Source organism: Paenibacillus sp. FSL R7-0272 (assembly GCF_037969905.1).
GTDB classification, from domain to species: domain Bacteria; phylum Bacillota; class Bacilli; order Paenibacillales; family Paenibacillaceae; genus Paenibacillus; species Paenibacillus polysaccharolyticus.
This window is the reverse complement of the sequence record NZ_CP150221.1, coordinates 1447608-1474447: the sequence shown is the minus strand read 5'-3', so window position 1 is coordinate 1474447 and position 26840 is coordinate 1447608. Positions and strand designations below refer to the sequence as shown.

The window sequence follows — 26840 nt, the reverse complement described above, 5'->3', positions numbered from 1 at the left end:
TTAGCCTTCACCTCCAATTAACTTCTCGTAGATGATCGCATGTCTGGTGAGAAGATAATCTTCATTAAAGGATAAGCTGTGTTCGCAGCATTGTAGCATTAATTCATTTTTCTCCGCTTCAGATAAGGCATAATAATGGAGGATTGCGTCACGGATCGAATCCGCACGATGGGCGGTGAAAGAGAAGGTATCCGCATCCAGCAAAATCTCGGGCATGCCCCCAACCTTGGAAGCGTAAACTGGCGTACCTGCTTGATACGATTCGATGACCACTCTGCCAAAAGGTTCATCCCAGGTGGACGGTACAATTGTGAGATCCATCTTTTTCATCTGGGAAGTGATCTCCTTTTTATCGATTTTGCCCACGAACACGATCCGGGGATCAGCCCCTGCAAGTTCTTGTAATGTCTGAAGCAGAGGGCCATCCCCATGGATGAACAGCTTCCCCACAATCTGCTGATCGAGCTTTTGCACTGCTTCAATTAGATACTGAACTCCTTTGACCTCGGTTAGTTGTCCAAAATATCCAACGTGCAGGGGTTGCTCATGATTAACCGTTTTCCCTACATTAACATGCTGAACCTGATTATCACGCTCAACAATGTTATGAATGACATGTTTGGACGCGTGCGCGAAAAATCCCAGTTCGATATGCTTGTTAAGCACATGCTCGGATATGCCAATAACGGAAGAAACTCTGCGGCTGTAGTGTTTGGAAATCTGTCTGTAGAACCTGGAATATGCCGAGATCGCGATGGGTTCAATTAACGAAAAATCGCGCAGGGTATGCACAACCGGGATGTTCAGTTCAAACGCCGCTTTCCAGATCGCAAGGCTTAGTCCCGGTATATTCTGAGTGTGGATCAGAGCAGGACGTTTCATCATCAGATATTGTTTAATATGCTGGTACTGCTTCACATTAAAAATATCCTGGATACGCCATAACACTTTGTCAGAAGTGCTGGCCTGCCTTGCTGTATCACCGATCCAGTACCGATTATTAAATGGTAGCCGCGAGATTTCAATCCCGTTCACTGTATCCGTCTGCACCCCGCCCTCTTTGTGTCCACCAACTGTAATGACTTTAACGTCATAACTGGACTCCAGCGTCTGGGCCAAAATCTGTGTCGATATCTCGGCTCCCCCAATAATATGGGGTGGATATAAACTGTGAGCAATCAATATAGTTTGCATGGTTCTCAACTCGCTTTTATTCAGCTTCATTGTTATCAGTTCAGTGTTATCAAGTTTCCTGTACCTGCAGCATCGATCGATAGTGCTCTATCGTGCGTTTCAATCCCTCTTCCAGACCAATCTCCGGCTCCCAGTTTAATATTTCACGAGCTTTATCAATCACTGGACGCCTAACCTTCGGATCATCTTCAGGTAAAGGCAAGAATACAACTCTACTGTCCGATTGTGTGAGCTGTTTCACCAAATGAGCGACCTCAAGAATCGTGTATTCCGTAGGATTGCCGATATTGATAATCTCTCCATCAGCCCGATCTTCCGCCATGAAAGCTTGTAATCCCCGAATGTTATCATCCACATAACAGAAGGATCGGGTCTGTGAACCATCTCCATACACTGTAATATCTTGACCCGTCAGCGCCTGCGTTACAAAATTAGATATCACCCTGCCGTCATCATTGCGAAGCCCGGAAGAATACGTGTTGAAAATACGCGCAACTTTCACGGAAACTCGTTGTTTTGTGTAGTATTCATAACAAAAAACTTCGCCTAACCGTTTGGCTTCATCATAGCAAGCTCGTGGCCCCCACGTATTTACATTGCCTCGATAACTCTCCGGCTGCGGATGAATCTCGGGATCGCCATAGGCTTCACTTGTACTGGAATACAGAAACTTGGCTCCTTTGACCCGAGCCAGTTCCAGCATATGATATGTTCCTCGCGTGTTCACCCAGATCGTGCCAATCGCATCTGCTTGATAGAATTTAGGTGAAGCAGGCGAAGCCAGATGATAGACTTCGTGCACCTGCTGATCAACGAAAATATCCATTGTATCGGGACGTGTAACATCTGCTTCATGGAATACAAAGTTAGGGTTCTCCATAACCCCTGCCAGATTGCGAATCACACCTGTTGAAAGATTATCGATCCCTGTAACCCGATGGCCCTGGCCGATCAAAGATTGCACGAGATGAGAGCCCAGAAATCCGGCAGCACCTGTCACTACAATATGTTTCATTACATCACACTCCAAATTATGATCCAAAATGGTCAAAAGGTGTTGCTTTTAATCATTACACCGATAGTTTTAAAAATGATCGTAATGTCCATTTTCATGGATACATTCGAGATATAGTGGAAGTCATACTGGAGATTATGGTGAATAGGCTCCTTCCGAGCCTCGCTCACCTGCCACAATCCCGTAATTCCCGGTTTCACCAGAAAACGCCTGCGTTCCAGATCGGTATAACATTCCTCCACAATACGTTTCATCTCAGGTCTTGGGCCGATAAAACTCATATCGCCTTTGATAATATTGAGCAGCTGCGGCAGTTCATCGAGACTCGTCTTGCGCAGAATTCTGCCTAGTCGTGTAATCCTCGGATCATGGCTGGTCGTTGGCGAAAGGCCATATTTCGGTGCGTCTGTACGCATCGTTCTGAATTTATAAATGTTAAATTTGACTCCATTCTTCCCGTACCGCTCCTGCTTGAAGATCACGGGCCCTTTGGAATCCAGTTTAATCAAAATAGCCGAAAGCAGCATGACCGGTAATGTGATGAGCAGTAACAAAATAGCGATAACAAAATCGGCCAATGGCTTCATCACATCCGTATACCCGCCAACACGTTGTGAGTATGGCTGCTCAAGTACAGCGGCATTCCCCTCTTTAACCAAGGTTTCCCCACTCCCAAAGTATTCCGGTCCTGATAGCTTCACAGACTATCCCCTCCAGCTACAAGGATTTGATTCATCTGTTCCTTCATTAGAATCTCTTCAATCGCCATCAGCACCGGTGCACGCAACTCTTTATTTTTGAGTGCAAAATCGAGTGTCGTGAGAATATAGCCCAGCTTCTCCCCTACATCAAACCGGGAGCCTTCAAAGTCATAGGCGCTAATTCCTTCATCATCATTCAACTTTTGCAACGCATCTGTAAGCTGAATTTCCCCTCCTGCACCGACATTTTGCTCTTCCAGATACTCAAAAATTTTCGGAGTCAAAATGTATCGTCCCATGATGGCCAGGTTAGACGGAGCCGAACCTAGTGGAGGCTTTTCAACCATACTCTTAACAGAAGATAAACGTCCTTCTGTGTGCAACGGATCAATAATCCCATAGCGGGATGTTTCACTCGGACTTACCGTTTTCACGCCAAGCACCGACTGCTCTACCTTTTCATACTGCTGGATGAGCTGTTTCAGGCACGGCACTTCCGACACGACGATATCATCGCCAAGCAACACGGCAAAGGGTTCATTGCCTATGAAATTCCGGGCGCACCAGACCGCATGCCCAAGTCCAAGGGCTTCCTTCTGTCTTATGTAATGGATATCCACGTTGGAGGACTTCCGGACTTCTTCCAGTAAACTGAGTTTCCCTTTCTCAAGGAGGTTATGCTCCAGTTCAAACGCACTGTCAAAATGATCTTCAATCGCACGTTTTCCTTTTCCCGTCACGATGATAATATCTTCGATCCCGGAAGCAACCGCCTCTTCAACGATGTACTGGATAGTCGGTTTATCCACAATAGGGAGCATTTCTTTAGGCATTGCCTTTGTAGCAGGTAAAAAACGGGTTCCCAATCCAGCAGCAGGGATAATTGCTTTTCTCACCTTTGTCATAGATATCACCCTATCCATTAGTTTTTTTATTTAACTCAAAACCATGAAAACATGAAACATATCATTCATAAATAGGGCATTGAACCCCTCCTCACATCACACCCCTGACGATACACGTCTAAGGTACACTACCCACAGTGTGACCGAGTGCCTACCTTGATAGAGGTATAGTAGACATGACCTTTGAAAATGATTTGAAAATGAAACTCCATTGTCTTGCCTGTTATTTTTCCCCGTAACTGTTATTGCGGCTTTTCGGAACCTGCACATTGTTCAGCACAGCGCCCAGAATACGTGCATTCACATGTTCAAGATGAGCCTTCGCCTTTTTGACCAGATCCTTTTTCACCTTGCCTGCATTCACCACAAGAATGACACCATCACACAATGAACTGATAATCAATGCATCTGTCACGGTTAGAACCGGCGGTGTATCGAAGAGAATAACGTCATACTCTTCCTTCAAGCCCTCAAGGAGTGCTGTCATCTTACGTGATCCGATCATCTCCGAAGGATTAGGGGGAATCGGCCCGGAAGATAAGACATGAAGACCCTCCACCCCCGTTTCCCGAAGCACTTCCGTCACTTTGTATTGACTCGATAACACACTGGTTAGGCCTACATGGTTGGGCACATTAAACATCAGATGTACTGCCGGTTTACGGAGATCCGTATCCATTACCAGAACCTTTTTCCCTTCCTGCGCATAGGTGACTGCCAGATTGCCAATCGTCGTTGTTTTCCCTTCCCCTGAGGATGCCGAGGCAATCATGATCGTTTGAATCTGACTGTCTATGGATGAAAACTGAATATTGGTTCGTAGCTTTCGATAGGCTTCTGATGAAGTGGATCTGGGATTAGCCATCGTTACCAGGCCTACTCGTTCATTGGTTAATCGTGACATACTGTCCATCACCTACCTGTTTTTGAGATATGGATGACTGTTTTGACATACGGCTCTCTTCTTTTCTTATCTTGGAGATGACAGCAAGTGCAGGGAGATTTAATTCTTTCTCCAATTCATCTTCCGTTTTCAAGGTGTCATCCAAATATTCCAGCAGGAATATAAAGCCTACTGCCAGCAATAGTCCAACAATAAAGCTGATCAAAATATTGATGATGGGGTTGACGTTAATAGGATTGGAGGAATCCGTAGGTTTCGCTTCACTTAGGATCGTGACATTGTCTACTTTCATAATTACGGGGATTTGAGATTTAAACACTTTCGCAACTGCGTTTACGGTTTTTGCGGCTTTTTCGGATGATAGTCCCGTAGCCGTTAGACTCATAACCTGGGACTCATTGGCGGTGGAAACTCGGATGTTCTGCCCTATTTGATTACCAGTCATACCAAGATCGGGGTATGTAGATGCCACTTTATCGAGGATTGCAGAAGATTTAATAATCTCCATATAAGAGTTGATCACTTTGATGTTTGTCTGAATAGTTCCAATATCCAAACTTGGAACACCTTGGGCATTATATGCCTGGTTGACGATTAATTTGGCGCCTGCTTCATAGATCGGTACAGTAAAAAAGTAGTTTTTGACACCTGCACCAATACAAGCCACAGCTACGAAGGCAACAATAATCCAGATGCGTTTACGTAAAATGTGTAAATACTCTTTGAGTTCCATTCGATTTTCCTCCCATTTAAGTCAGCCATATTAAGTGACTATGTATTTGGTACATCAGTAGCTGCTCACCAGAATAAAAAGCTGCGCTTTTTCTTGGCTGGTAATACAGCTGAAATACGTTGATTATTCCATATGGATTGTGCATTATCTTGAAAATGTTGAATGCAGCAACGTCCCAAACGTCTTTCGAGCAACGGATATACGACATCCAGTTTGAACGTTCGATGTTTCGTATCGTGTGCATCTGATGAAATGAAATGAAACCCGTTTTCTTTGCAAAAATGAAAACACCACTTCTGAACTTTTCGCCCGAAAAGCCCAGTGAATGATTCCGCCGTAAGCTGGCATAGTCCACCTTGAAACAAATATTCGGACAACAGCAATGGCTTTTTCAAAATGACAAGGTTGCGTTCCGGATGAGCGATAATAGGGGTAATTCCCGCGATTCGCAGTTCGTGCAGTATTCCGGGGAACTGTGAGGGAATATGACCAAAGGGCAACTCCAGCAACATATAACGACTACCGGCAAGTGTGCAGCACTTTCCTGCATACAAGTCTTCAATCAGCCTATCATGCACTCTGATCTCCTGACCGGGATCAATCTGCAAACGGATATTTCGTTTGGCAAGCTCGGCACGAAACATATAAACAGCCTGATTGACTACCTTTGGTTCATTGTTGTAATGTCCGTTCAGGTGATGCGGAGTTGCAATAATGGAGGTAATTCCTGAAGCTACTGCCTTCTCAGCCATCGCAACGGACTGCTCCATTTGAACAGGACCATCATCCAAACCGAATAGAATGTGGCAGTGCATTTCAACCATATCCAAACTTCCTGAAATAGTATGCTCCCCCTTGCCCCTTTATTCATTGCGCAAATGCTTTTGGTGTTAAAGAACTAATGCATAACGCTACGAAATATAGTAAAATGGCGTTAAGTACATGCTTGTTCAGAAATTGTTCAGAGTCTACCTCATCCTATATAATAAAATCAATGTAACGATAAGGCTTCAGCTGAGGAGATGGATCTGTTGCATTCCCATATGTAGAACGGGAAACTGCCTCAAATTCAACTTCAGTAAGCATTCTGTTTAACTGTCCAGTTATATATAGTGTTTGGTCTTTCTGAATATGCAAGTTTGAATGATACAATATCAGTTCTCCAAAAGGTTGTTTCCATTGCAGCTTGGCATGAAGCCTGACGCATATACGGCTGTCTTCTACATCTAAACCTAGTACCATTTCTGATATTACGGGTAAGTTCAGGTCGCTCAGGAAAGTGATCGCTTGTGTATCCATACCAAGTAACAGGACGGGTCGTCTTTTGCGGTCTACCATTTTCCCATGAAATTCCTGAATGTACATATGGACATTTGGTTTCAGATCGGCCCATTCCTGAAGAATTTTTGAATTCATGATTTCATTCCTTTAGAATGGATTGGCCAGCATGGACGAGAACGTTATTTTTGACAGGTATAACGCTCAAACCATGAGGAAATACTTAAACTACTAACTATGATACATTTTGTAACTCCATACGTTCAATTTACGATACAATACGTATCATGTCAAGCGGTATTTGGACATGGTTCTTTTGATTTACGACAATATGAGCTGTCCTTAGACAGACCTATTTAATAAGTGGTATATGAGACGAATGAGGCGTAGTACATTTGCAGGAAAGTTTACCCTGATCAAAAACTTGGCTCAGGATTGTTTCAATATATATGATGGTGTTCAGGGGGAAATAGCTTATGAGCTACGGAAATCGCATTGCTGAATTACGAGAACAGCGGGGACTTACTCAAGAAGAACTTGCGAACTCCATTCATATTACGAGAGCAGCTCTTTCCCACTACGAGAAAAACCGGCGCAAACCGGATTTCGAGGTGTTAACGCGGCTTGCTGACATTTTCGATGTGTCCATTGATTATTTGATTGGACGTACGAAGCAAAGTGATGTGGTTATGGATGAAGACGTGCGTGAATTCGTGGATGCGCTTGAATTGTCAGATAAGGAAGTGTTAGAGCGCTTTGATCTGATGATTGATGGTAAACCTTTAACAGAGGAAGAAGCTCGTCGTTTTATCGCTTTTGTACGAATGGAACGCAGTATGGATTAATCATGCTACACCCGAAAAGAAAACCCAGTTTCCGAGTACTTCCTGCTCCGGTTTCTGGGCCTTTTTGTGTATCATGATTTCCCTCCATTCCTTGGTGTGCAACGGCTCATGTACGCTTGCTGTCGGAGGATACGAAATGTTTCAAACGCTCCGGGTCGATTCCACATTGCAGTAAAACTTTCATGATGTCCACTCGGGTTGCTTCGACTTTGTTACTTGTCGGCTTAGAATCGCCCATGTTTGGATGCTTCATCTTCATTCCGCTAACCTCTCTTATCTTTATACTTTCTCTGCACGCCAAAAACTAAACCTAATTATACTTTAGAACGTTCCTTGATGTTGTCGTCTCATGGCGATAACGTTTTTTGAGCGGGTTCTAATTTTGTCGAAAGCAAAAAGGAGCCTTATAACGCCGTTCTGGCGGCTATAAGACTCCTTTTGTTTTAAATCTTTTCTTTTATTAGGAAAATAAACGAAACATTACCCTCCGGTGCGCGCAAGCTCACGCATATTTGCTTCAAATGCGGCCAGCAAAGCGGCTTCACCTGTCAGACCTGTTGCCTGTACACGCTCGATCTGTTCCGTCATACGTTTGAAGTCCTTCGGAATGACACGAACAAATTGATTCAGGGAATCCTGCCATGTATCCAGGATACGCTGACCTGCATCACTTCCAGTGAGTGCTACGTGCCGTTGAATCATGCCACGTAGATCTGCACTTTCGGCAGTATCTTCTACACGCTCCAAAAGAACCATTTCCAGATTGCAGCGTTGCAGGAATGTGCCTTTTGGATCATACACGTAAGCAATACCTCCAGACATCCCTGCTGCAAAGTTACGACCTGTATCGCCGAGTACTACGACACGCCCGCCTGTCATGTATTCACAGCCATGATCGCCTACACCTTCAACAACGACTTTAGCTCCGGAGTTACGTACAGCGAAACGTTCACCAGCAATACCGCGGATATACGCTTCCCCACTAGTCGCCCCATATAAAGCAGTGTTTCCGATAATGATGTTATTCTCCGCTTCAAATGTCGCTTTTGGTGAAGGCATAACGATCAGCTTGCCTCCCGACAGTCCTTTACCCACGTAGTCGTTAGAGTCTCCTTCAACCGTGAGCGTCATACCTTTTGGTACAAAAGCACCAAAGCTTTGTCCAGCGGAGCCGACAAATTTAAATTTAACCGTATCCTCAGGCAAACCAGCAAGACCATACTTACGTGTAATCTCACTACCCAGGATGGTACCCACTGCACGGTTCACGTTGGTGATTGGCAGAACCGCTTCTACAGGTTGACCAGATTCAATAGCTGGCTGTGCGAGTGGCACGAGTTGTTGCATATCCAGCGTTTCTTCCAGTTGGTGATTCTGATGCTGTGTACGGTAACGTGCAGCGCCTTCTGGCAGTTCAGGCACATGTAGCAATACCGACAGATCCACACCTTTTTTCTTCCAGTGATCCACAGCTTCTACCGTTTCGAGGCAATCTGTACGTCCAACCATTTCCTGAATGGTACGGAATCCAAGATCAGCCATAATCTCACGCATGTCTTCAGCAACGAAACGCATAAAGTTTACGACATGTTCAGGGTCTCCCATGTAGTTTTTACGCAGTTCCGGATTTTGTGTTGCCACACCAACTGGACAAGTATCCATTTGGCAGACACGCATCATGATACAGCCCAGTGCAACGAGTGGTGCAGTAGAGAAACCATATTCTTCGGCTCCAAGCAACGCTGCAATCGCCAGGTCACGCCCGTTCAACATTTTACCATCTGTTTCAAGAACAACACGATCACGCAGATTGTTCAGCATCAACGTTTGATGTGTCTCTGCAAGTCCAAGCTCCCACGGCATACCGGCATGACGGATGGAACCTTGAGGAGATGCCCCTGTACCGCCGTCGTAACCGCTGACCAGGATAATATCCGCACGACCTTTAGCTACACCTGCAGCAATCGTTCCGACACCCACTTCAGATACCAGCTTCACGTTAATTTCGGCACGCGGATTAGCATTTTTCAAGTCATAGATCAACTCAGCCAAGTCCTCAATCGAATAGATATCGTGATGCGGCGGCGGTGAGATCAGACCTACACCTGGTGTAGAACCACGAACTTCTGCTACCCAAGGATATACCTTACGACCTGGCAACTGTCCGCCTTCACCTGGTTTAGCCCCTTGTGCCATTTTGATCTGAATCTCGTCAGCGTTGACCAGATAGTTGGAAGTTACACCAAAACGTCCGGATGCAACTTGTTTGATCGCACTGCGACGGGAATCCCCATTGCTGTCTTTCACGAAACGAGCTGGATCTTCTCCGCCTTCACCTGTGTTGGATTTACCGCCTACACGGTTCATGGCAATTGCCAAATCTTCGTGAGCTTCTTTACTGATCGAACCGAAGGACATTGCACCCGTTTTGAAACGACGCATGATGTTTTCCACCGATTCCACTTCTTCGAGCGGAATGGATGCTCCGACCGGTTTCAGCTTCAGCATAGAGCGAATCGTAAGCAATTGATCATTCTCACCCTGTACGAGTTTGGAATACTTTTTGTAGAGCTTGTAGTCGCCCGTACGTACAGCGTGTTGCAACGTGTGGATCGTTTGCGGGTTGAACAAATGCTCTTCCCCGTCATTACGCCATTGGTATTCACCGCCGGAATCCAGCACTTTATCATTGCCGTCTTTATCCGTGAAGGCACGGTTGTGATGTGTCAGCGCCTCTGCTGCTACTTCCTCCAGACCGATACCACCGATTCGTGAAGGTGTCCAAGTGAAGTAACGGTCAACGAAATCTGATTTCAGACCAACGGCTTCAAAAATTTGAGCACCGCGATACGATTGGATCGTGGAGATTCCCATTTTGGACAATATTTTAATAACGCCTTTTGTTGCGGCTTTAATGTAGTTTTTAACGGCTTTCTCATGGGAAATACCGCGCAGCAAACCTTGCTGAATCATATCATCCAGTGTTTCAAATGCCAGATAAGGGTTAACCGCACTTACGCCATAACCCAGAAGCAATGCGTAGTGGTGAATATCACGTGGTTCTCCCGATTCGAGCAAAATGCTGACTTTCGTTCTTGTACCCTGACGAATCAGATGGTGATGCAGACCTGCTACAGCCAGCAATGCCGGGATTGCTGCATTCTCGGCATCCACACCGCGGTCAGACAAGATCAGAATATTATGTCCTTTGTCGATGACACGGTCTGCCGCTTCAAAGAGCAAGTCCATTGCTTTACGCAACCCTTCCGCTCCCTCTGCAGCGGTGAAGAAGATCGGGATTGTCATGGAACGGAAGCCCGGACGACGAACATGGCGGATCTTCGCAAAGTCTTCATTAGACAATACCGGTGTATCCAGACGAATCTGGCGACAGCTCTCCGGTTCAGGGTTAAGCAGGTTACGCTCCGGACCAATCGTTGTCGCTGTAGAGGTAACGATCTCTTCACGAATCGCGTCAATCGGCGGATTGGTTACCTGTGCAAACATCTGTTTAAAGTAGTTATACAGGCGTTGCGGACGATCTGACAGAACAGCCAGAGGTGCATCATAACCCATGGAACCTGTAGCTTCCATCCCTGTAGATGCCATTGGCTCCAACACTTTGCGCAGTTCTTCAAATGTATATCCGTAAGCCAGTTGAAGTTGCGTAACATTGTCATGTTTAGGGTCTGGAAGCTCCGGTGCTTCCGGCAATTCGTTCAGATCCATCAAGTGCTCTTCAAGCCAATCCTCATAAGGATTCTCTGCAGCAATGAGTGCTTTGACTTCTTCATCAGAGATAATACGGCCCTCTTGAGTATCTACGAGCAACATCCGTCCTGGGCGCAGACGATCTTTGTACAGAATGTCTTCCGGTGCGATATCCAGAACACCGACTTCGGAAGAAAGAATGATTCGGTCATCCTTCGTTACATAATAACGGGCAGGTCGCAAACCGTTACGGTCAAGCGTAGCACCGATCTGTAAACCATCTGTAAATGCCATAGCCGCAGGGCCATCCCATGGCTCCATCATCGTGCTGTGGTATTCATAGAATGCCTTTTTCGCAGGGTCCATCCCTTCATCAGTGCTCCATGGCTCAGGAACCATCATCATCGCCACGTGTGGCAGGGAGCGTCCGCTTAGGTACAGGAATTCCAGCGTGTTGTCAAACATCGCTGTATCTGAACCGTCCGGATTAATAACCGGTTTTACTTTCGCAATATCATCGCCGAACAGTTCGCTTTCGAACAAGGACTGACGTGCATGCATCCAGTTCACGTTACCACGCATCGTGTTGATCTCACCGTTGTGGATCATGAAACGATACGGGTGAGCACGCTCCCAGCTCGGGAAGGTGTTTGTACTGAAACGGGAGTGTACGAGTGCAATCGCTGACTCAACCAGCTCTTCCTGCAAATCCAGATAGAACTTGCCGACCTGCTCGGTTGTCAACATGCCTTTGTAGACCACTTTACGGCATGACAAACTTGGCAAGTAGAATGACTCTCCTTCCGCCTCGTCTGCAGAATAACGAATGGCCAGTTCAGCACGTCTGCGGATGACATACAATTTGCGTTCAAATGCAAGTTCATCTTTCACTTCATCTGATCTTCCGATAAACACCTGACGTACATAAGGCTTCGCTGCCAATGCAGAACGGCCCAGCATCTCATCATACGTAGGTACATCCCGGAAGCCCAGGAAGGTCTGTCCTTCTTCTTCAATAATCTTCTTCAGGCTCTCTTCATGTGCAGTACGGACTGCCGGATCATGAGACAGGAACAACATGCCCACGCCATAGAATCCCTGTTCAGGCAATGCAAAACCGAGTCGATCTGCTTCCTTTGCAAAATAACGATGTGGAATCTGAATCAGGATGCCTGCTCCGTCACCGGAATTCGGTTCACTTCCCTGACCCCCACGGTGCTCCATATTACTGAGCATGGTCAGTGCTTGACTAACGATATCGTGTGAAGGTACTCCTTTGATGTTGGCAACAAAACCCATACCACATGCATCTTTTTCGAATTGTGGGTCATACAGACCTTGTTTTGGAGGTAATCCGATGTGTCTCATGGAACGCAACCTTTCTATAATGAAGTATTTCGGAAAGATCAAGAACATAACAACAGGCAACATTGAAACGGGAGGAGCTGGCATTTCGCTTGCGATAAGCCTGCCTGCTGAGATGGAGAGGTGATAGCTTGAGCCATCTGTTGTAAGCCTGGTATTGCGGTAAAGACCGCGATTATTGCGAAGGACTGAATCCGGTGATCCGGTAACAGCATATATACAACAATATGTAGCCGCTGGCACGACTACTCAAGATGGAGCGACGTTTTTTGATATAGTTCTATTATTTTAACACCGACCTAACATCAGCGCAATTTAAACTTTTTAATACCTCTGATAAGAATTGCTTTGCAGTACAGCTTTAGTGTATTGACGTTTAAAAACATCTCTTTTTCGAATAATTATACACATTTTATAGCAGAGCACAACTGATTTTAATTGCTGATAAAAGAAAATCGTTCCATATCCAGCCTACGTTTGACCATATTTTCGCAATTTTCATGCTTCAGCTTCCAATATAACTTTCTATTTTCATACTATTGAATACAAAATGGCCTGCAGCTTAATTTCGCGCCGCAGGCCATTTGTACTATTTGACTACTATATTGCATAATTTCGATACATATGCTTTAACTTTTTTTTGCAGAAAGTTGTGCGAATTGTCGTCTTGCTTCATTAAATATTATACGGTCAAAGGCTGACCGCTTTCGGCAACTTCAGCTTCTCTCTTAGTACGTCGGCCGTTCAGGAGGAAGTACGTTAGCGTAAGCAACACAGATATAGCTGCATAGACGCTCAATATTTCAGCCTGATGCCACATCACATTGAAGTTACCGCTGGAGACAACGGCTCTGAGACCCATAATGCTGTGTGTCATTGGTAGCCACTGACTAATGGATTGCAGCCATGAAGGAATCAGTTCTACTGGGAATGTACCCGCACTTCCTGCAAGCTGGAAGACCAATAACAAGATGATTACATAACGTCCAGGCAGATCTAGCCAAGTAACCAGCGCCTGAACGATCAGCATGAAGGTTAGACCCGTTATAATCGTAAACAGATAAAACAGTCCTGTACTATGTGTCTCTAGTCCGAGACCGTATAGCATAAAGCTTGCTACAATAACCGACTGGAAGATGCTCACCGAACCAAATATCAGTGTGCGGCTTACGAAACGATTCCAGCCTGTTGCTCCAGGTACAGACGTTTCACGCATTTTCAGAACGATGGTAGAGATCAGTGATCCCACAAACAGACCGATGGACAGGAAAAATGGTGTCATGCCTGTTCCGTAATTACTTACGTTCTCTGCCTTGTTCTCGGAAGAGCTAACCGGTTCTGCAAACATATTGACAACTTCATCTGTTTTCTTCACTTTGGATGTTTTCTGAGCAGCATCCTTAAGCTTCGTTGCCAGTTCACCAGAACCGTCTTTCAGTTCTGTAAGACCATTAGCCAGTTTACCAGCTCCGTCACCCAGTTGCTTGGAACCATCAGCCAGAGATGAAACACCGCCGCTAAGTTTACCAACACCTGTCTGCAATGCTGCTGTACCTGTACCTAGCTGTTTCGCACCAGTTGCCAGTTGTGTACCGCCTGTAGCTGCTTCACCTAATTTGCTACTGAATTGTTGCAAGCCGCCTGAGAGTTTGGCTCCGCCCTGACTAAGCTGTCCAGCACCTGCAAGCAGTTGCTTCTGTCCATCAACCAGTTGACTTGCACCTGCAAGCAGTTGTTGTTGGCCTCCATGCAGTTCAGTTGCGCCAGCAGCCAGCTGCTGATTACCTTGGTGGAGTTGATCCGCGCCTTGTGCCAGCTTCTGCTCGCTCTCATGTAGCTGTGTACTGCCGTCAGCAACAGCCTGACTCGCTGCTATCAGCTTTTGAACATCGGCACTTGCTGCCAGTTCCGGGTTGCTTGCGGCCAATTGTTTCAATCCGGCTGCTACTCCCTGTGCGCCATCGGCAACTTTACTGCTACCATCCACAGCGGATTGCAGGCCGGTTGCCAATGTTCCACTGCCCTGAACTGCCGATTGCAGACCGTCAGACAGCTTCGCACTGCCTTGTTCGGATGATTGCAGACCTGCTTGTAGCTTGTTTGTGCCATCCAATGAAGATTGCAGGCCGGAGGCCAGCTTGTCGCTTCCTTCTTTCAACTGGTCAGCACCACTTTGAAGCTGACCCGTAGCTGCTTCATGAAGTTGCTGTAAACCTGAAACTAAGCTTGTCGTTCCATTTTCAAGTTTGGAAGCTCCATTATGCAGTGCAGTAACTCCGTTACTTAATGGAGCTAGTCCATCCTGAAGTTTCAACGTGCCGGATGCAAGCTTAGCCAGATTATCTTTAAGTTTCACAGCCCCGTCGTCGAGTTTTCCAGCACCAGTCTTCAAATCTCCGGCACCGTTGCCTGCTTCAGCCAAGCCATCCGACACTTCGGAGAACTTATCTAATAGCGTCTCTGCATAAGACTCTGTAACTTTGGCTGAAACTTTAGCCTTCAGATCTTTAATTGCCGTTTTACCGATTTGCGCACCTACAAAGTTATAATTACCGTTCGGCTCATAGATCAAGTCTGCTGGTGCAGGCTTATCATCCAGCAATGTTGTGGCTTGGGACGAGAAGTTCTCTGGAATCGTAATCTGCATGTAATACTTGTCGTTTTGCATGCCGTCCTTAGCCTGAGCGGCACCCACAAAGTCCCATTTGAAATCTTTATTTTTCTTCAGTTCATCAATAAGGTCTTTACCTACATGAAGTGACTTCCCTTCCAGTTCGGCTCCTTTATCAAGGTTAACTACGGCTACCGGGAGTTTATCAACACGACCGTACGGGTCCCAGTAAGCCGCCAAATAAATGCCGCTGTACAGGATCGGTATAAATAATATCGCAATTACAGGGATCAACACCTTCGGGTTTCTCACGGCTGATCCCAAATCCTTGAAAAACACGTTTAATGATTTCATGTCATTTTCTCCCCTTAATCTCTCTGCTAGACAGCAGGAATAACCAATATGAAAACAGAATGAAAAACTCTGGTATTTTTACCGGAATACGTGATGACCAAATCTCTCAAACGGTCAGTTGAGAGCAAAAAACAAACTTGTCTTTCGACAAGCAAGTTTCAATCAACAGAACTGATCGCAGCTATGCCTTCCATTAAGAAAAGACGAAAGTAGTTCTTGATTTCCTCTTTGCTAAGCGGATCATGATGTTTACTCCAGTCCGAAGTTAATGCAATATACAATCGAATCATCATAAAAGCAACAACTTGCGGATCGCAATCGCGTATTTCTCCCCCAGCTCTGGCTTTCTCCAGTTCACGGGACAGAAAATCGGAAATGACCTTCTCGACTTTTTCCAGACCTTCTTTGGCCTGTAATGTTCCAAAATCCTTCAATTCCTGGGACAACTTCACGAGCAACTCGTGATCACGGCGGAATTCCAACAGCGCATCGAGTACACGAAACAGATTATCAAAAAAAGCACTTTCCTGATGCACTTCACGCTGCGCAATGTTTTTCATCTCCTGTATGACTTCCACCAGGATTTGATCAAACAGCTGTTCTTTATTGGTGAAAAAGGTGTAGATTGTGCCTTTGCCTACATTGGCGATCTTGGCTACTTGATCCATCGTAGTCGCTTTGTACCCAAACATGGCAAACGACTGGGCGGCTGCATGAATCACCTGCTGTCTCCTGTCGATCGGAGCCATTTTATCCCCTCCTTGCTTCATATAATGTGACGGGTGATTCCATCGCTCTCTATAAAATGACCAAAAATACAAATCGGTCATTCGGTCAAAAACTACAATATCACCTTGAAAATAAGAATGCAAGCCTAACAATAAAAAAATGTATTAATATTTTTTAACCGAAATGCAGTGGAAACTGTCAGCGTCGTCGTCTATAGTGTAAGATGACTCAAACAATCCGCATATAACTGAAGTTTGCTGTCTCAAATCAGGTTATACGGTGTAAATATTTTTGGATGAAACATGATTCCGTGTTTTGCTGTATATTCATTAGTAACAAACCTAGCATAACTGTCCCTACTTAAAACGTACGAAACTGTTCTCATTCAAATTTTAATTTTAACTCAAACTTATGAATAAAGGTGAACTCATGCGAAAACCAAGAGTGCTCTTATTATCAGAAGGATTCGGTACTGGTCATACACAGGCGGCTCATGCTCTGGCACATGGCATCAAAAAAGTAAGTCCTCATGTTCACAGTCGTGTTATTGAACTAGGGAAATTTTTGAATCCTACCGTCGCTCCACTGATCTTTTCTGCATATCGAAAGACACTATCGGTTCAACCCAAACTTGTCAGCCTGTTGTACCGCACACAGTACAACAAATCTTTAAACGGCTTAACCAAACTGGCGTTGCACCGTATCTTCTATACCCAGACGGCGCAGGTCGTATCCCAGTTGAAGCCGGATATTGTAATCTGTACCCATCCGTTTCCTAATGCGGTTATTTCCAGACTTAAACGTCAAGGACTGAATATTCCGCTCTATACGTTGATCACGGATTATGACGTACATGGGACGTGGATTAACCCTGAGGTAAACAAATATCTCGTATCCACTCCTCAAGTTAAAGCCCTGTTAGAGATTCGGGGGGTTCCTTCCTCTCAGATCCAGACTACAGGTATTCCTGTACATCCTGATTTTTGGGAGTCCGGGGATAAGGTCAAGCTCAGAGAAGAGATGGGACTGCAGAATATGCCAACAGCTCTGCTTATGGGGGGCGGTTGGGGGCTTTCTTTTGACGAGGAACATATGAAAACTCTCGCATCCTGGGCAGACCGGGTTCAATTAATCTTCTGCCTCGGAAGCAACCAAAAGATGATCGACAAAATGAAAGAAATCCCTTGCTTCCAGCATCCCAACATCCGTATTCTGGGATACACGAAGGAAGTCAGCAGACTCATGGATGTTTCAGACGTCCTGATCACCAAGCCAGGAGGCATGACATGTACGGAAGCGATGGCTAAAGGCCTTCCGATGCTCTTTATCCCTCCACTGCCAGGACAGGAAGAGGAGAACTGCGAATATTTTGTACAAGCCGGATATGGAGAGATCATTCACTCTAAGGATGTCATAACGAATCGATTCCGGGATTTGTCTGAAAATCAGCACAAGCAAGGTAGTCTACCTAAGAAGAACAAAAGGTATATAACAGGACATTCACCAGCTTATGATCCAACCTGTTGTGCCCAAGCTGTTCACGATTTACTCTTTCCTGCAACAACAGAAGTTACAACTACGTCTCTAGAGCGTTTCTCAGCGGGTATTACAACCAGACCTTTGTCTGGTACCAGACTGCCTTTATAATCCCTCTAAGGAGCCTTAGCATCGGTCTGAGGACGCAATATTCAATACACAATCAATCAAGTGCTTAAACGAATACGAAAACGCAAAAAAGGTTCCCCTTCAGAAATGAAGGGGAACCTTTTTTATTTCTATTGCATTTCATCGTATGATCTACCAAAAAAATGGGTAAATTACAATCAAAGATACTTACAAAAACGACGAAATAAAACTGCATTTTTACAAGATTCAGGGCTTATGTGACACTCACATTGTTAACTACCCTGCCTGTTTGCAGAATTTTAAGGTACTTTACTTGTAAAAAGTATGATGCCCAATCGTTTTTACTTCCTTCTTCGTACGAGCCACTGTCAGATCATCAGCAAGCGTCAAAGATAAAAAATAATACGTATCATCAGACACTTCCTTCTGGCCGTTCAGCGCAGCATTCACAGCTTTGATGCTATCTTCATTCGGGGTTACCCGTTTTAGTCGTCCATTCGCCACAGGGCTGAACTGTGATTTTTGATGGATAACCTTGTAAATGGTATCGGGAAAATTGGCTGACCGCAGCCGGTTTAAGACAACGTTGGCAACTGCCACTTTGCCTTTGTACGGTTCGCCTTCCGCTTCTGCCATGACAATTTTTTGTAGCAGATGCAGCTCTTTATCGGACACACTGTAAGACCAGGTTGCGAGTTTCGCATCTTCCTGATTCAAAAGTTTGGTCCGCGTAAAGTAAAGTTGTTGGGGGGGAGTTGACATCGCAGCCGCTGCTTTGGCATGTTCCATTTTAGCCAATTTCAGAGCAGCTTCTTTTTTGGCTTTGGCTGTAGCGATAGCTTGGGCTTTTTGTTTAGCCGCAGCTTCCTGTTTCTCGCGCTCTTCCTGAGCAGTCAAAAGCCAGTTTTTTGCTGGCAAAGCATTCGTCCATGTTACGGATTGTCCGGACGTGTCAGAAGATAGACTTGTCCCATCTTCCATCATTCGCCTCTGGTCTTGCGGCAATGATGGGTTGTTATGCGCCGAAGACGCAAGCTCCGTCATCTGTTTACTGTCACTCGCTTCATTCCATTTCCCCGTCGCCTGAACGACATTTACCCCCACTATACATACAAGCAGCACTGATAACATCGGTGCTACCCAACGATTCTTGCTTATAATTTCCATTCGAAGATTCCTCCTATCGAAACAATTCCCTAATCTTAGTAACCAAAAAAAAAGAATTTGAATAACGATGGCTAATATTACATAGGGATAGACACAATGTCAATGTGAGTTTATGGTATTAAAAAGTTTTTCAGGAAAATGAAAACGTATCCACTGTCTCATACATTGGCGTTTGTCCAAGCCTTGTCACATAAAGTACAAAACCGTCTACTGACCATGAATTTCCATGAGAAGCATGTTCTGTAACGATTTCGGAAACTCCAGAATGTTCCATACCAGGAAGCGATCCAAGATATTTTCTGGCTACAGTAACATGTGGACGATAAGGTCTTAACTCGGCTTCAAAACCCAGACTTTTTGTAGCCTCTACAATTTTTTGCTGTAAGTGATGTAATCGCTCTACATCTCCGTTAACACCTCTCCAGAGAACTTTCGGTGTTTTCTCCAGACCAAATGTTCCCCATTCCGATAGCTGTAGGTCAAACGTATGAAAATCAGCGGCTACGTTGTGCAAAGCTACTCGAAGATGACCGACATCACTCATCAACGTATCCCCCAGGAATTGCAAGGTAATATGATAGTCTCTTGGGTCAGTCCACTTACGAAAATCAAGCTTGTTCCGTATTAACTTGGCCTGCATATGAAGAAACTGCTGAACAGATTCAGGCAGACGCACAGCAATAAACAGACGTTCCCGTCTGGATGCATGTTCTTGAAGTTTTGGGGCATTCATTGCATACACCTCTCTAAAGTTCGCTCTATTATTCCATAACTATGCATATCATTTCAAGCTGGGTAAACATAGAGTGACACACAATATAGATTTTGCATATCAGACTCCGTTCCTGAATTTTCCATTTCCATGCACAGGATACACTGAATCTGATACACTTGACAAGACTAATTCATCGATCTCAGGAGGCACACCATTATGGGTAAAATCGTATGTTTTCCATCTCTATCCGAAGAACAACAGCAACATATCCAGCAGGCTGCGCCAGGATACACGATCAAAGTGGGTAAAGCCAAGGATCTGGATCCGAGCGAATTAAAAGAAGCCGAAATTATACTGGGCTGGTCTCCTCTTGTAACTGAACATGCACTGCATCAGGACAGCCCTTTGAAATGGATTCAGGTCTGGTCAGCCGGTGTAGATAATCTCCCATTCGCGCAGCTACAACAAAAAAATATTCAGGTGACCAGTGCCAACGGCGTTCATGCCATTCCCATTACAGAAATCATTCTGGGCATGATGTTATCCCACAGTCGTTGGTTAAGACAAGCTATGCTGCATCAGCAGCAGGCTGAATGGAAGAATCCTGGCAAAGCACTGCCAGAGTTACATGGTAAGACAGCTGTTATCGTCGGAGTCGGCGAGATTGGTACCGAAACAGCCCGTGTATTAAAAGCACTAGGCATGCGTACAATTGGAGTACGACGCTCAGGAAAAGACGTGCCCCATGTTGACCGTATGTATGATATGTCTGGACTGCTTGAAGCTCTCAGCCAAGGTGACTATGTGATTAACATTCTGCCATTGACCGATGAAACCCGGCATATTTACGATCAGAATACCTTTAACCATTTCAAGACTGATGCGTGTTTTGTCAATGTAGGTCGCGGCCCTAGCGTAAACACGGAGGCATTGCTGGCCGCCCTGCAAAGCGACAAAATTGCCTTCGCTGCTCTGGATGTATTCGAAGAGGAACCCCTTCCAGCAAACCACCCGCTATGGGGCATGGATAATGTGTTAATTACACCTCACATTGCAGGAAGCACAGAACAATATACGCAGCGCGCTCTCGATATTTTCATCAAAAATCTGGAAGCCTACGTTGCGGGTAAAACTCTTCCGCTCAATCTTGTCGATTATAGTCATAAATATTAACACAAACACCCGTTCCCATGCAACTTGTCAAAATGATGTTTGATCATTCTGGATGAATTCTGAACAAAAACACTCCACGAAGGATTCTTTCTTCCTTCGTGGAGTGTTTATTATGCACTCTAACGTATAATTACATGCACATCCAGATCATCACATACACACCCAGACATGACGTACAAATGTGCCTTTACGCACCGTTATGTACTTTTCTATCGTCCATCCTGATTCCAGCAAGTGAGCCTGTACCCACTCTGTGGATACGACGACAGCTCGTTTGCATAACTTGCGTAATTTCCGGAGCATCTCTCGCTGTTCTTGATCGGGAAGAACCGAACAAAGATTATAGGGCATGTCGAAAATTGCCGAATCATACTCACCTTCCAGATCCCTCATGTCTCCCAAAGTAATTCGATTGGCATCATAGCCGAAATGAGGTAGATTAACTTTTGCTCCGCGCACAGCAAGTGCATTAAGATCATTGCCTACTGCATCAATTTCCATGGATAAAGCTTCAATGACCACCGTTCCCATTCCACAGCATGGATCCAGCAAACGATGATTTTCCGTCTCTGGAACAGCAACGTTCACCAGCGCCCTAGCTAAGGTGACACCGAAGCCCGTGGAGTAGTTTTGCGGCTTCTGCTGATGGTTTTGCCACGATTTTTCCGCTTCTGTCCACTGACCCAAGATCCATTTTAGACCTATTTTAATTAGTCCGAAAGTCACTTTAGGTTGTTTCATCTGCGCTTTTCCATGGATGCACATCCCGACTTCTTTTTCAAAATTCCGTGCCTGAGCATAGTCAGGTGGCGTATCTCCTGCTTTTAGACAAACTACCTTAAATGTCTCATCCTGCTGCAAACGAATGTTTCGAGCTATAGGAAGCAGCTCCGTAATCGAGTCTCCTTCACCCAATACATTCAACCGTCCATGCATAAATGGACTTCTTCCCGGCGGGATACACCGCTCAGACCTAATATAAGAACCACTGGTTATGCGTATTTCTGAATCCAACTTAAGCAACGTACTCAATTCAAGATGGCATAACTCACGTTCATTTTCATGACAGGCGAAGATGTATACATATTTGGCTGCCATCATAATTACCCTCATTTCTTGGTTCTGCTTTTCAAGTTTATTTCAAAAAAATAAGGGATCCCATTGCTGGATATCCCTTTCAACCTTAATTTTAGGACCTGGTCTTACATTCAAAATCTGACCACAAATCCACCTTTTCAAACAATCGTTTTACCCTGTTTCTTCTATTATAAAGAACGGCTTATACTTTTAATTTTTCAATGGATGTGAGCAGATCGTCAGACAGTTCCTTCAACGTTTGAATATTACTGCTGATGGTCTCCATAGAACCGACTTGTTCCTCAGCCGAAGCAGAGACTTCCTCCACACTGGCCGCCGATTGTTGAGACACTGCAGAAATCTGCTGACTGAAGTCATTCATCAGGCCACTGCTCTGTTCCATACCTGAAAGTCCTTCTGACATGGTACCAATAACCTCCACCATACCTTCAACCGATGTATTGATAGTTCTGAACAACTCCCCTGACGTGAGCACATGCTGTTGCCCAAGTTCTGTCTCCTGAACACCTACTCGCAGTTCATTAACTACTCTTTGAGAATCCTGCTGAATATCTTGCGTGATGGTCGTGATTTCTTCAACAGACGCCTGCACGGCTTCAGACAACTTCCGTACCTCGGATGCGACAACGGCAAAACCGCGTCCACTCTCTCCTGCCCGTGCCGCCTCAATCGAAGCATTCAACGCCAGCAAATTCGTTTGACGAGCGATGTCATGAATTACCAGAACCAGTTTGGAAATGTCTTCATTTTTGTGATTTAACTGCTCCATTTTGCTCATTGAGGAAGACACTGCGCTAGCAATCTGTTGCATCTGTTGCACGGATTCTTCCATCGCTTTGCGGCCGCTCTGCCCTTGCTCCAACACTTGTTTGGACATCGAACGAAGCTGATTCCCCTGCTCCGCATGTTGTTGAATATGAATATTCAAATCTTCCACTGTGCGAGCCGACTCCACAGCGGTCTGAGCCTGACTCTCAGCTGCCTTAGCCGATTCCTCCATTGTGATCGCAATTTGCTGACTGCCGATCTTCACTTCTTCCGAAGCAATCGCCAGTTCGCTACTCTGACGATTCACCGATTCAGCTACACGCCTTACATTGATCACCATCGAGGTCAGGTTACCTTTCATCTCATTGACTGCTTTCGCCAGGGCGCCCACTTCATCTTCATGTTTGGTATGTACATCCTGCACGTTTAATTGACCTTCCGCGATCAATTTAACAGCACTGATGACACGAAGCAACGGTTTAACCACCTGTGTGCGGATGATTGGAACAAATATGGCAGTAATGATAATCATCGCAAGCACTCCTATGAGCACAGACAACCTGCCATCTTGAACAGAACGAATGGTTTGAGCTGCCGAAATATCTGATTGCTGCTGGTTGTAATTGACGAGATAATCCAGATCAACCTGCATCAAATCAAAGGAAGCAGATCCTTTGTCAGCGACTTCTTTGGCAAGCTGAGCCTGTCCTTCGTCACTAACCCGAATGGCTTGTGCATTCATTTTAAGATAGTCTTCCCATTTACTCTTAAACGCTGTCCAGTGCTCATTCTCTTCTGCAGACTTTGCCTGTTTATCGTAGATGGCAATCGTCTGTGCAGTTTCACGAATATATTTAGTGCGCTCTTCGTTAATTTTGGACTTGTCCGCTTCCTCAGCGTCAAAGTAACGATAACTCAGTGACAAAACATGTTCGGTTGAATAATTTAATTGGTTGATCTTCTGGATCGAAGGCATCCAATTACCTGTAATGTCATTTGTGTTAGTCTCAATTGAATTCATCCGGCCAATGATGGTAACACTCAGAATAATTAAACAGAGGATTAACAGATAAAATGCGATGCTGATACGCAGACCGATGCTCTTGATTTTAAATCGGCTAAACATATAATTTCCCCCTCATGACAACTTTCGCCACATTTACAATTTAGTGCTTTTCTCGCAAATAAACCCATCTATTGGCCCCTTGCAAATTACACTCTTCTATATTTATCTGCATTATAGCGATAAAGTATTATAGCATTCTTTTGTCGGTAAACGCTGTAATCTATGAAATTTTGTTGAACTTTATCGAATTAAAAATGAGCTGCAACATCTGTATGATTCAGATCTGCAGCTCATCGCCATCTTAACATCCCCCTAACACTTGATCAGGTTTAGTTAGATTCAATTTGCCCTTTAACTCATTCTAGATTTTAACAAGCGGTAGGACTCCAGCCTACGTTCATAATCAGGACCAGCCGTTACCAAGAGTATCTGGTTGGTATTAAGCCTCTGCCCTGCTTGCCGAATGTACTGCCATACTTGTTCGGGTGTGCCAGCAATATGCCGCTTCACCTCGTTGTCCTCTTTATGGACAAAAAAACTCTGAGGGTTAGCCTTGACGATACCCACGTTGGTATCTCGCTCATTTGTGTGCTCTTCACGACTTTCCTGGCGCTGGTTCTCAATCTCACGACTCCACCTTAAAGCATCGTTCTCCGTTGCCGCACACATTGCACTGAGCGCCACCATCACTGCTGGTTCCTTCAGCCCAGCACTAGGCACGAATTCCTCACGATAGCGGCGTACAGCCTGAGTTCCATCCGAATCACTCATGAACTGTCCAAAAACATAACCCATACCAAATTTCGCAGCATATACTGCGCTTTTGACATTGGTCCCTAGCATCCATAAGGATAATGGAATTTCTGGAACTGGACGCGCTGTAACCGGAACATCCTCATACGTAAAACGGTCTTCCAGCAATTCGGTAAGCGAAGCCAGTTTGGCGGGAAGGTTCGAGACATGTTGCAAATAATTTCCACTGAGCGCCATCGTTGCATGAGGTCCTCCGCCAGGAGCCCGTCCTAAGCCGAGCTCGATCCGTCCCGGATAGAGTGAAGCCAGCAGACGGAACGACTCTGCAACCTTGAGTGGACTATAATGCGGAAGCAGAACAGCTCCCGACCCAAGCAGAATGGTATCTGTCTTTGCACCAATATGAGATAGCAACACCTCAGGAGAAGCAGAAGCAAGTTCAGGCATATCATGATGCTCAGACGTCCAATATCGTGTGTAACCCCATGCTTCAGCTTGTTGAGCCAAAAGCACCGCTTGCTGAAGTGCTTGTTCTGCGGATGCACTATTAAGTCTAGGAACGAGATCCAGCACTCCCAGACTGAACTTTTCTCCGAAACAATCTTGTGTGCTGGCACCTAAGCTCTCAGTAAAGGTTTCACTTAAATTTGCAACCACACTGTACAACTCCTTTGATCTCTTGCCTCTCTTTGATTTTGCACCTAGTCCAGATCGTAGATCGAACCGACCTTCAGGCCATAAAGTTCATTATAAATTTTCTCGGCAAATGCATCGGTCATCCCCGCAATGTAATCAATCACCATATGCTCCCAAGTCCAGATCGGATGTGCTTTGGCTTGATCCTTCTCATATCGTTGCAACCAATCGGAAGGAATGATGGATTTTGACGTTTCCGGATCGAGAAATGCATCCCAGAGCCGTTTAATCATCCACTCACTGCGCTTCTGCAAACGCTGAACACGCAGATCCCGAATCATCGTCACCCAGGCGAAGCTCTTAAGCACACTAACGGTGCGCAGCATGTCAAGGTCTTCTACACCTTCGCGGACAAAGGTTACCTTTTTCCAATCCCCGTCATCAATGACTCCTAGACTGCCGACAAAAAGACTGACCCAATAGGCCTTTACCTCACGACGAGTACGCGAGTAATCATGCTCGCAGAAAGGCATTTTCTCATTCCAGATGCGCAGGAACGATGCGAGGACTTCTTCTACTTTTTCCGCGATCGCCTCTCTTGTCCAGCCCTTCCAGAACAGATCCTCCAATGTTGTAACTTTGTCTACGATGAGCCGGTTGACATGCTGGTCTTGCAGAAAGTGCTCATGCACCTCGATTTTGCCTGCCTTGATGCCATCCTCCAGATCATGTGCGGAGTACGCAATATCATCGCATAGATCCATCAGTTGTGCTTCGAGCGTTTTCTTGCCCGCCGGGATGTTCCAGCGCTCCCGAATCTCACGAATGTACTGCCACTCGTGGTGATACATGCCTTTCTTGCTCTCTGTTCCAGGGTACGGATACTTGTTGATCCCTAGCAGCACAGCATCCGACAAGTTCAGTCCGTCGATATCTTCACGTTTCTCCAAATACATGATCAGGCGGAAGTTATGTGCGTTGCCTTCAAAATGCTCGTATTTCCGTTTGAGCTCCGCTCGTACGTCAGACTCAGCCTTAGGGGCTTTCGCGGCCCGACTTTTTTTCATAATCTTCTTCGTCTCACTGTTGATCAGATCATCCAAAATGCCATCGAGCACTTCTTCCCCTTTATGTCCAAAAGGTGGATGACCAAAGTCATGTGCGATCGCCGCACATTCTACAACTTCCGAATCGATAATCAGACCGGGGTTCTCTGCCCGGCCCCAATCTACCTCCGGGTAATGACGCAACAGGCTTCTCGCCGCTTCTCGCGCAATCTGTGCCACCTCAAGGGAATGGGTCAGACGTGTCCGGTAATAATCACCCGTACCTGCGCCAAACACTTGCGATTTGCCCTGCAGTCTCCGGAACGTTGGGGAATGAATCAATCGGGAATAGTCTCGCTCATACGCTGCACGAGAGCCCTCCAGCTTGGTAAGTTCAGGGTATTGTCTATGTTCTCTCAGATCATGCCATTGCATGTAGATCACTCC

21 protein-coding genes are annotated in these 26840 nt (G+C 45.4%); 3 read left to right on the top strand and 18 right to left on the bottom strand.

Annotation, left to right across the window (positions count from 1 at the left end):
* The 8 genes from MKY23_RS06300 to MKY23_RS06265 all read right to left on the bottom strand — a co-directional run bounded on the left by MKY23_RS06300 (position 1) and on the right by MKY23_RS06265 (position 6868).
* Complete coding sequence (locus MKY23_RS06300) at positions 1 to 1224, bottom strand: glycosyltransferase family 4 protein (RefSeq protein WP_339836379.1); 1224 nt, start codon at positions 1222 to 1224, stop codon at positions 1 to 3.
* Between the two features lie 19 nt (positions 1225 to 1243).
* A complete protein-coding gene (locus MKY23_RS06295; protein ID WP_339836376.1) occupies positions 1244 to 2209 on the bottom strand; it encodes an NAD-dependent epimerase/dehydratase family protein in 966 nt (321 codons plus the stop codon).
* Positions 2210 to 2241: 32 nt separating this feature from the next.
* The gene (locus MKY23_RS06290) at positions 2242 to 2910 is read right to left on the bottom strand and encodes a sugar transferase (protein WP_208606761.1); all 669 of its coding nucleotides are present in this window, start codon (positions 2908 to 2910) and stop codon (positions 2242 to 2244) included.
* On the bottom strand, positions 2907 to 3815 hold the full coding sequence (gene galU / locus MKY23_RS06285) for a UTP--glucose-1-phosphate uridylyltransferase GalU (protein WP_090918282.1): 909 nt from the start codon (positions 3813 to 3815) through the stop codon (positions 2907 to 2909). The genes MKY23_RS06290 and galU overlap by 4 nt, the downstream gene beginning before the upstream one ends.
* Positions 3816 to 4038: 223 nt before the next feature.
* Positions 4039 to 4719 (bottom strand): CpsD/CapB family tyrosine-protein kinase, encoded by a 681-nt coding sequence (locus tag MKY23_RS06280; protein ID WP_090918284.1) that lies wholly within the window; start codon positions 4717 to 4719, stop codon positions 4039 to 4041.
* The gene (locus MKY23_RS06275; RefSeq protein WP_090918286.1) at positions 4700 to 5452 is read right to left on the bottom strand and encodes a Wzz/FepE/Etk N-terminal domain-containing protein; all 753 of its coding nucleotides are present in this window, start codon (positions 5450 to 5452) and stop codon (positions 4700 to 4702) included. The genes MKY23_RS06280 and MKY23_RS06275 overlap by 20 nt, the downstream gene beginning before the upstream one ends.
* Positions 5453 to 5517: 65 nt before the next feature.
* Complete coding sequence (locus tag MKY23_RS06270; protein ID WP_260510778.1) at positions 5518 to 6276, bottom strand: CpsB/CapC family capsule biosynthesis tyrosine phosphatase; 759 nt, start codon at positions 6274 to 6276, stop codon at positions 5518 to 5520.
* Between the two features lie 154 nt (positions 6277 to 6430).
* Entirely contained in the window at positions 6431 to 6868 is a 438-nt protein-coding gene (locus MKY23_RS06265) for a hypothetical protein (protein ID WP_090918290.1), read from the bottom strand.
* Between the two features lie 338 nt (positions 6869 to 7206).
* On the opposite strand from MKY23_RS06265, the gene MKY23_RS06260 reads away from it, so the two are divergent.
* Positions 7207 to 7575: a helix-turn-helix transcriptional regulator gene (locus tag MKY23_RS06260; protein WP_090918292.1), complete on the top strand. Its 369-nt coding sequence runs from the start codon at positions 7207 to 7209 to the stop codon at positions 7573 to 7575.
* 106 nt (positions 7576 to 7681) lie between these two features.
* On the opposite strand, the gene MKY23_RS06255 is transcribed toward MKY23_RS06260, so the two are convergent.
* From MKY23_RS06255 to MKY23_RS06240, 4 genes are all read right to left on the bottom strand, one after another.
* Entirely contained in the window at positions 7682 to 7834 is a 153-nt protein-coding gene (locus tag MKY23_RS06255; protein ID WP_222591802.1) for a hypothetical protein, read from the bottom strand.
* Between the two features lie 221 nt (positions 7835 to 8055).
* Positions 8056 to 12654 (bottom strand): glutamate synthase large subunit, encoded by a 4599-nt coding sequence (gene gltB / locus MKY23_RS06250; protein ID WP_154890815.1) that lies wholly within the window; start codon positions 12652 to 12654, stop codon positions 8056 to 8058.
* Between the two features lie 679 nt (positions 12655 to 13333).
* Positions 13334 to 15616, bottom strand: a complete 2283-nt coding sequence (locus MKY23_RS06245) for a YhgE/Pip domain-containing protein (protein WP_339836363.1) — start codon at positions 15614 to 15616, stop codon at positions 13334 to 13336.
* Between the two features lie 158 nt (positions 15617 to 15774).
* On the bottom strand, positions 15775 to 16365 hold the full coding sequence (locus tag MKY23_RS06240; RefSeq protein ID WP_090918298.1) for a TetR/AcrR family transcriptional regulator: 591 nt from the start codon (positions 16363 to 16365) through the stop codon (positions 15775 to 15777).
* A 409-nt stretch (positions 16366 to 16774) separates the two neighbouring features.
* On the opposite strand from MKY23_RS06240, the gene MKY23_RS06235 reads away from it, so the two are divergent.
* The gene (locus MKY23_RS06235; RefSeq protein WP_339836359.1) at positions 16775 to 17992 is read left to right on the top strand and encodes a glycosyltransferase; all 1218 of its coding nucleotides are present in this window, start codon (positions 16775 to 16777) and stop codon (positions 17990 to 17992) included.
* 288 nt (positions 17993 to 18280) lie between these two features.
* On the opposite strand, the gene MKY23_RS06230 is transcribed toward MKY23_RS06235, so the two are convergent.
* Both MKY23_RS06230 and thpR read right to left on the bottom strand, forming a co-directional pair.
* Entirely contained in the window at positions 18281 to 19138 is an 858-nt protein-coding gene (locus tag MKY23_RS06230) for a cell wall hydrolase (RefSeq protein WP_339836356.1), read from the bottom strand.
* Between the two features lie 130 nt (positions 19139 to 19268).
* On the bottom strand, positions 19269 to 19871 hold the full coding sequence (thpR, locus tag MKY23_RS06225) for an RNA 2',3'-cyclic phosphodiesterase (RefSeq protein WP_339836353.1): 603 nt from the start codon (positions 19869 to 19871) through the stop codon (positions 19269 to 19271).
* A 198-nt stretch (positions 19872 to 20069) separates the two neighbouring features.
* On the opposite strand from thpR, the gene MKY23_RS06220 reads away from it, so the two are divergent.
* Entirely contained in the window at positions 20070 to 21026 is a 957-nt protein-coding gene (locus MKY23_RS06220) for a D-2-hydroxyacid dehydrogenase (protein ID WP_339836350.1), read from the top strand.
* Positions 21027 to 21176: 150 nt separating this feature from the next.
* Here the strand turns inward: MKY23_RS06220 and MKY23_RS06215 are convergent, their stop codons facing one another.
* From MKY23_RS06215 to dgt, 4 genes are all read right to left on the bottom strand, one after another.
* Entirely contained in the window at positions 21177 to 22127 is a 951-nt protein-coding gene (locus MKY23_RS06215; RefSeq protein ID WP_339836347.1) for an RNA methyltransferase, read from the bottom strand.
* Between the two features lie 178 nt (positions 22128 to 22305).
* Entirely contained in the window at positions 22306 to 24018 is a 1713-nt protein-coding gene (locus MKY23_RS06210) for a methyl-accepting chemotaxis protein (RefSeq protein ID WP_090918310.1), read from the bottom strand.
* A 291-nt stretch (positions 24019 to 24309) separates the two neighbouring features.
* Entirely contained in the window at positions 24310 to 25290 is a 981-nt protein-coding gene (locus MKY23_RS06205; protein WP_339839277.1) for an MsnO8 family LLM class oxidoreductase, read from the bottom strand.
* 122 nt (positions 25291 to 25412) lie between these two features.
* The gene (dgt, locus tag MKY23_RS06200; protein WP_339836342.1) at positions 25413 to 26828 is read right to left on the bottom strand and encodes a dGTP triphosphohydrolase; all 1416 of its coding nucleotides are present in this window, start codon (positions 26826 to 26828) and stop codon (positions 25413 to 25415) included.
* Positions 26829 to 26840 lie beyond the last annotated feature (12 nt).

Coding starts and splice junctions, on each gene's coding strand:
- dgt (WP_339836342.1), bottom strand. CDS start 26,828: ATGCAATGGCATGATCTGAGAGAACATAGACAATACCCTGAACTTACC.
- MKY23_RS06245 (WP_339836363.1), bottom strand. CDS start 15,616: ATGAAATCATTAAACGTGTTTTTCAAGGATTTGGGATCAGCCGTGAGA.
- galU (WP_090918282.1), bottom strand. CDS start 3,815: ATGACAAAGGTGAGAAAAGCAATTATCCCTGCTGCTGGATTGGGAACC.
- MKY23_RS06260 (WP_090918292.1), top strand. CDS start 7,207: ATGAGCTACGGAAATCGCATTGCTGAATTACGAGAACAGCGGGGACTT.
- MKY23_RS06210 (WP_090918310.1), bottom strand. CDS start 24,018: ATGTTTAGCCGATTTAAAATCAAGAGCATCGGTCTGCGTATCAGCATC.
- MKY23_RS06215 (WP_339836347.1), bottom strand. CDS start 22,127: ATGATGGCAGCCAAATATGTATACATCTTCGCCTGTCATGAAAATGAA.
- MKY23_RS06280 (WP_090918284.1), bottom strand. CDS start 4,719: ATGTCACGATTAACCAATGAACGAGTAGGCCTGGTAACGATGGCTAAT.
- MKY23_RS06295 (WP_339836376.1), bottom strand. CDS start 2,209: ATGAAACATATTGTAGTGACAGGTGCTGCCGGATTTCTGGGCTCTCAT.
- MKY23_RS06275 (WP_090918286.1), bottom strand. CDS start 5,452: ATGGAACTCAAAGAGTATTTACACATTTTACGTAAACGCATCTGGATT.
- gltB (WP_154890815.1), bottom strand. CDS start 12,654: ATGAGACACATCGGATTACCTCCAAAACAAGGTCTGTATGACCCACAA.
- MKY23_RS06265 (WP_090918290.1), bottom strand. CDS start 6,868: ATGAATTCAAAAATTCTTCAGGAATGGGCCGATCTGAAACCAAATGTC.
- MKY23_RS06235 (WP_339836359.1), top strand. CDS start 16,775: ATGCGAAAACCAAGAGTGCTCTTATTATCAGAAGGATTCGGTACTGGT.
- thpR (WP_339836353.1), bottom strand. CDS start 19,871: ATGAATGCCCCAAAACTTCAAGAACATGCATCCAGACGGGAACGTCTG.
- MKY23_RS06255 (WP_222591802.1), bottom strand. CDS start 7,834: ATGAAGATGAAGCATCCAAACATGGGCGATTCTAAGCCGACAAGTAAC.
- MKY23_RS06270 (WP_260510778.1), bottom strand. CDS start 6,276: ATGGTTGAAATGCACTGCCACATTCTATTCGGTTTGGATGATGGTCCT.
- MKY23_RS06230 (WP_339836356.1), bottom strand. CDS start 19,138: ATGGAAATTATAAGCAAGAATCGTTGGGTAGCACCGATGTTATCAGTG.
- MKY23_RS06220 (WP_339836350.1), top strand. CDS start 20,070: ATGGGTAAAATCGTATGTTTTCCATCTCTATCCGAAGAACAACAGCAA.
- MKY23_RS06300 (WP_339836379.1), bottom strand. CDS start 1,224: ATGAAGCTGAATAAAAGCGAGTTGAGAACCATGCAAACTATATTGATT.
- MKY23_RS06240 (WP_090918298.1), bottom strand. CDS start 16,365: ATGGCTCCGATCGACAGGAGACAGCAGGTGATTCATGCAGCCGCCCAG.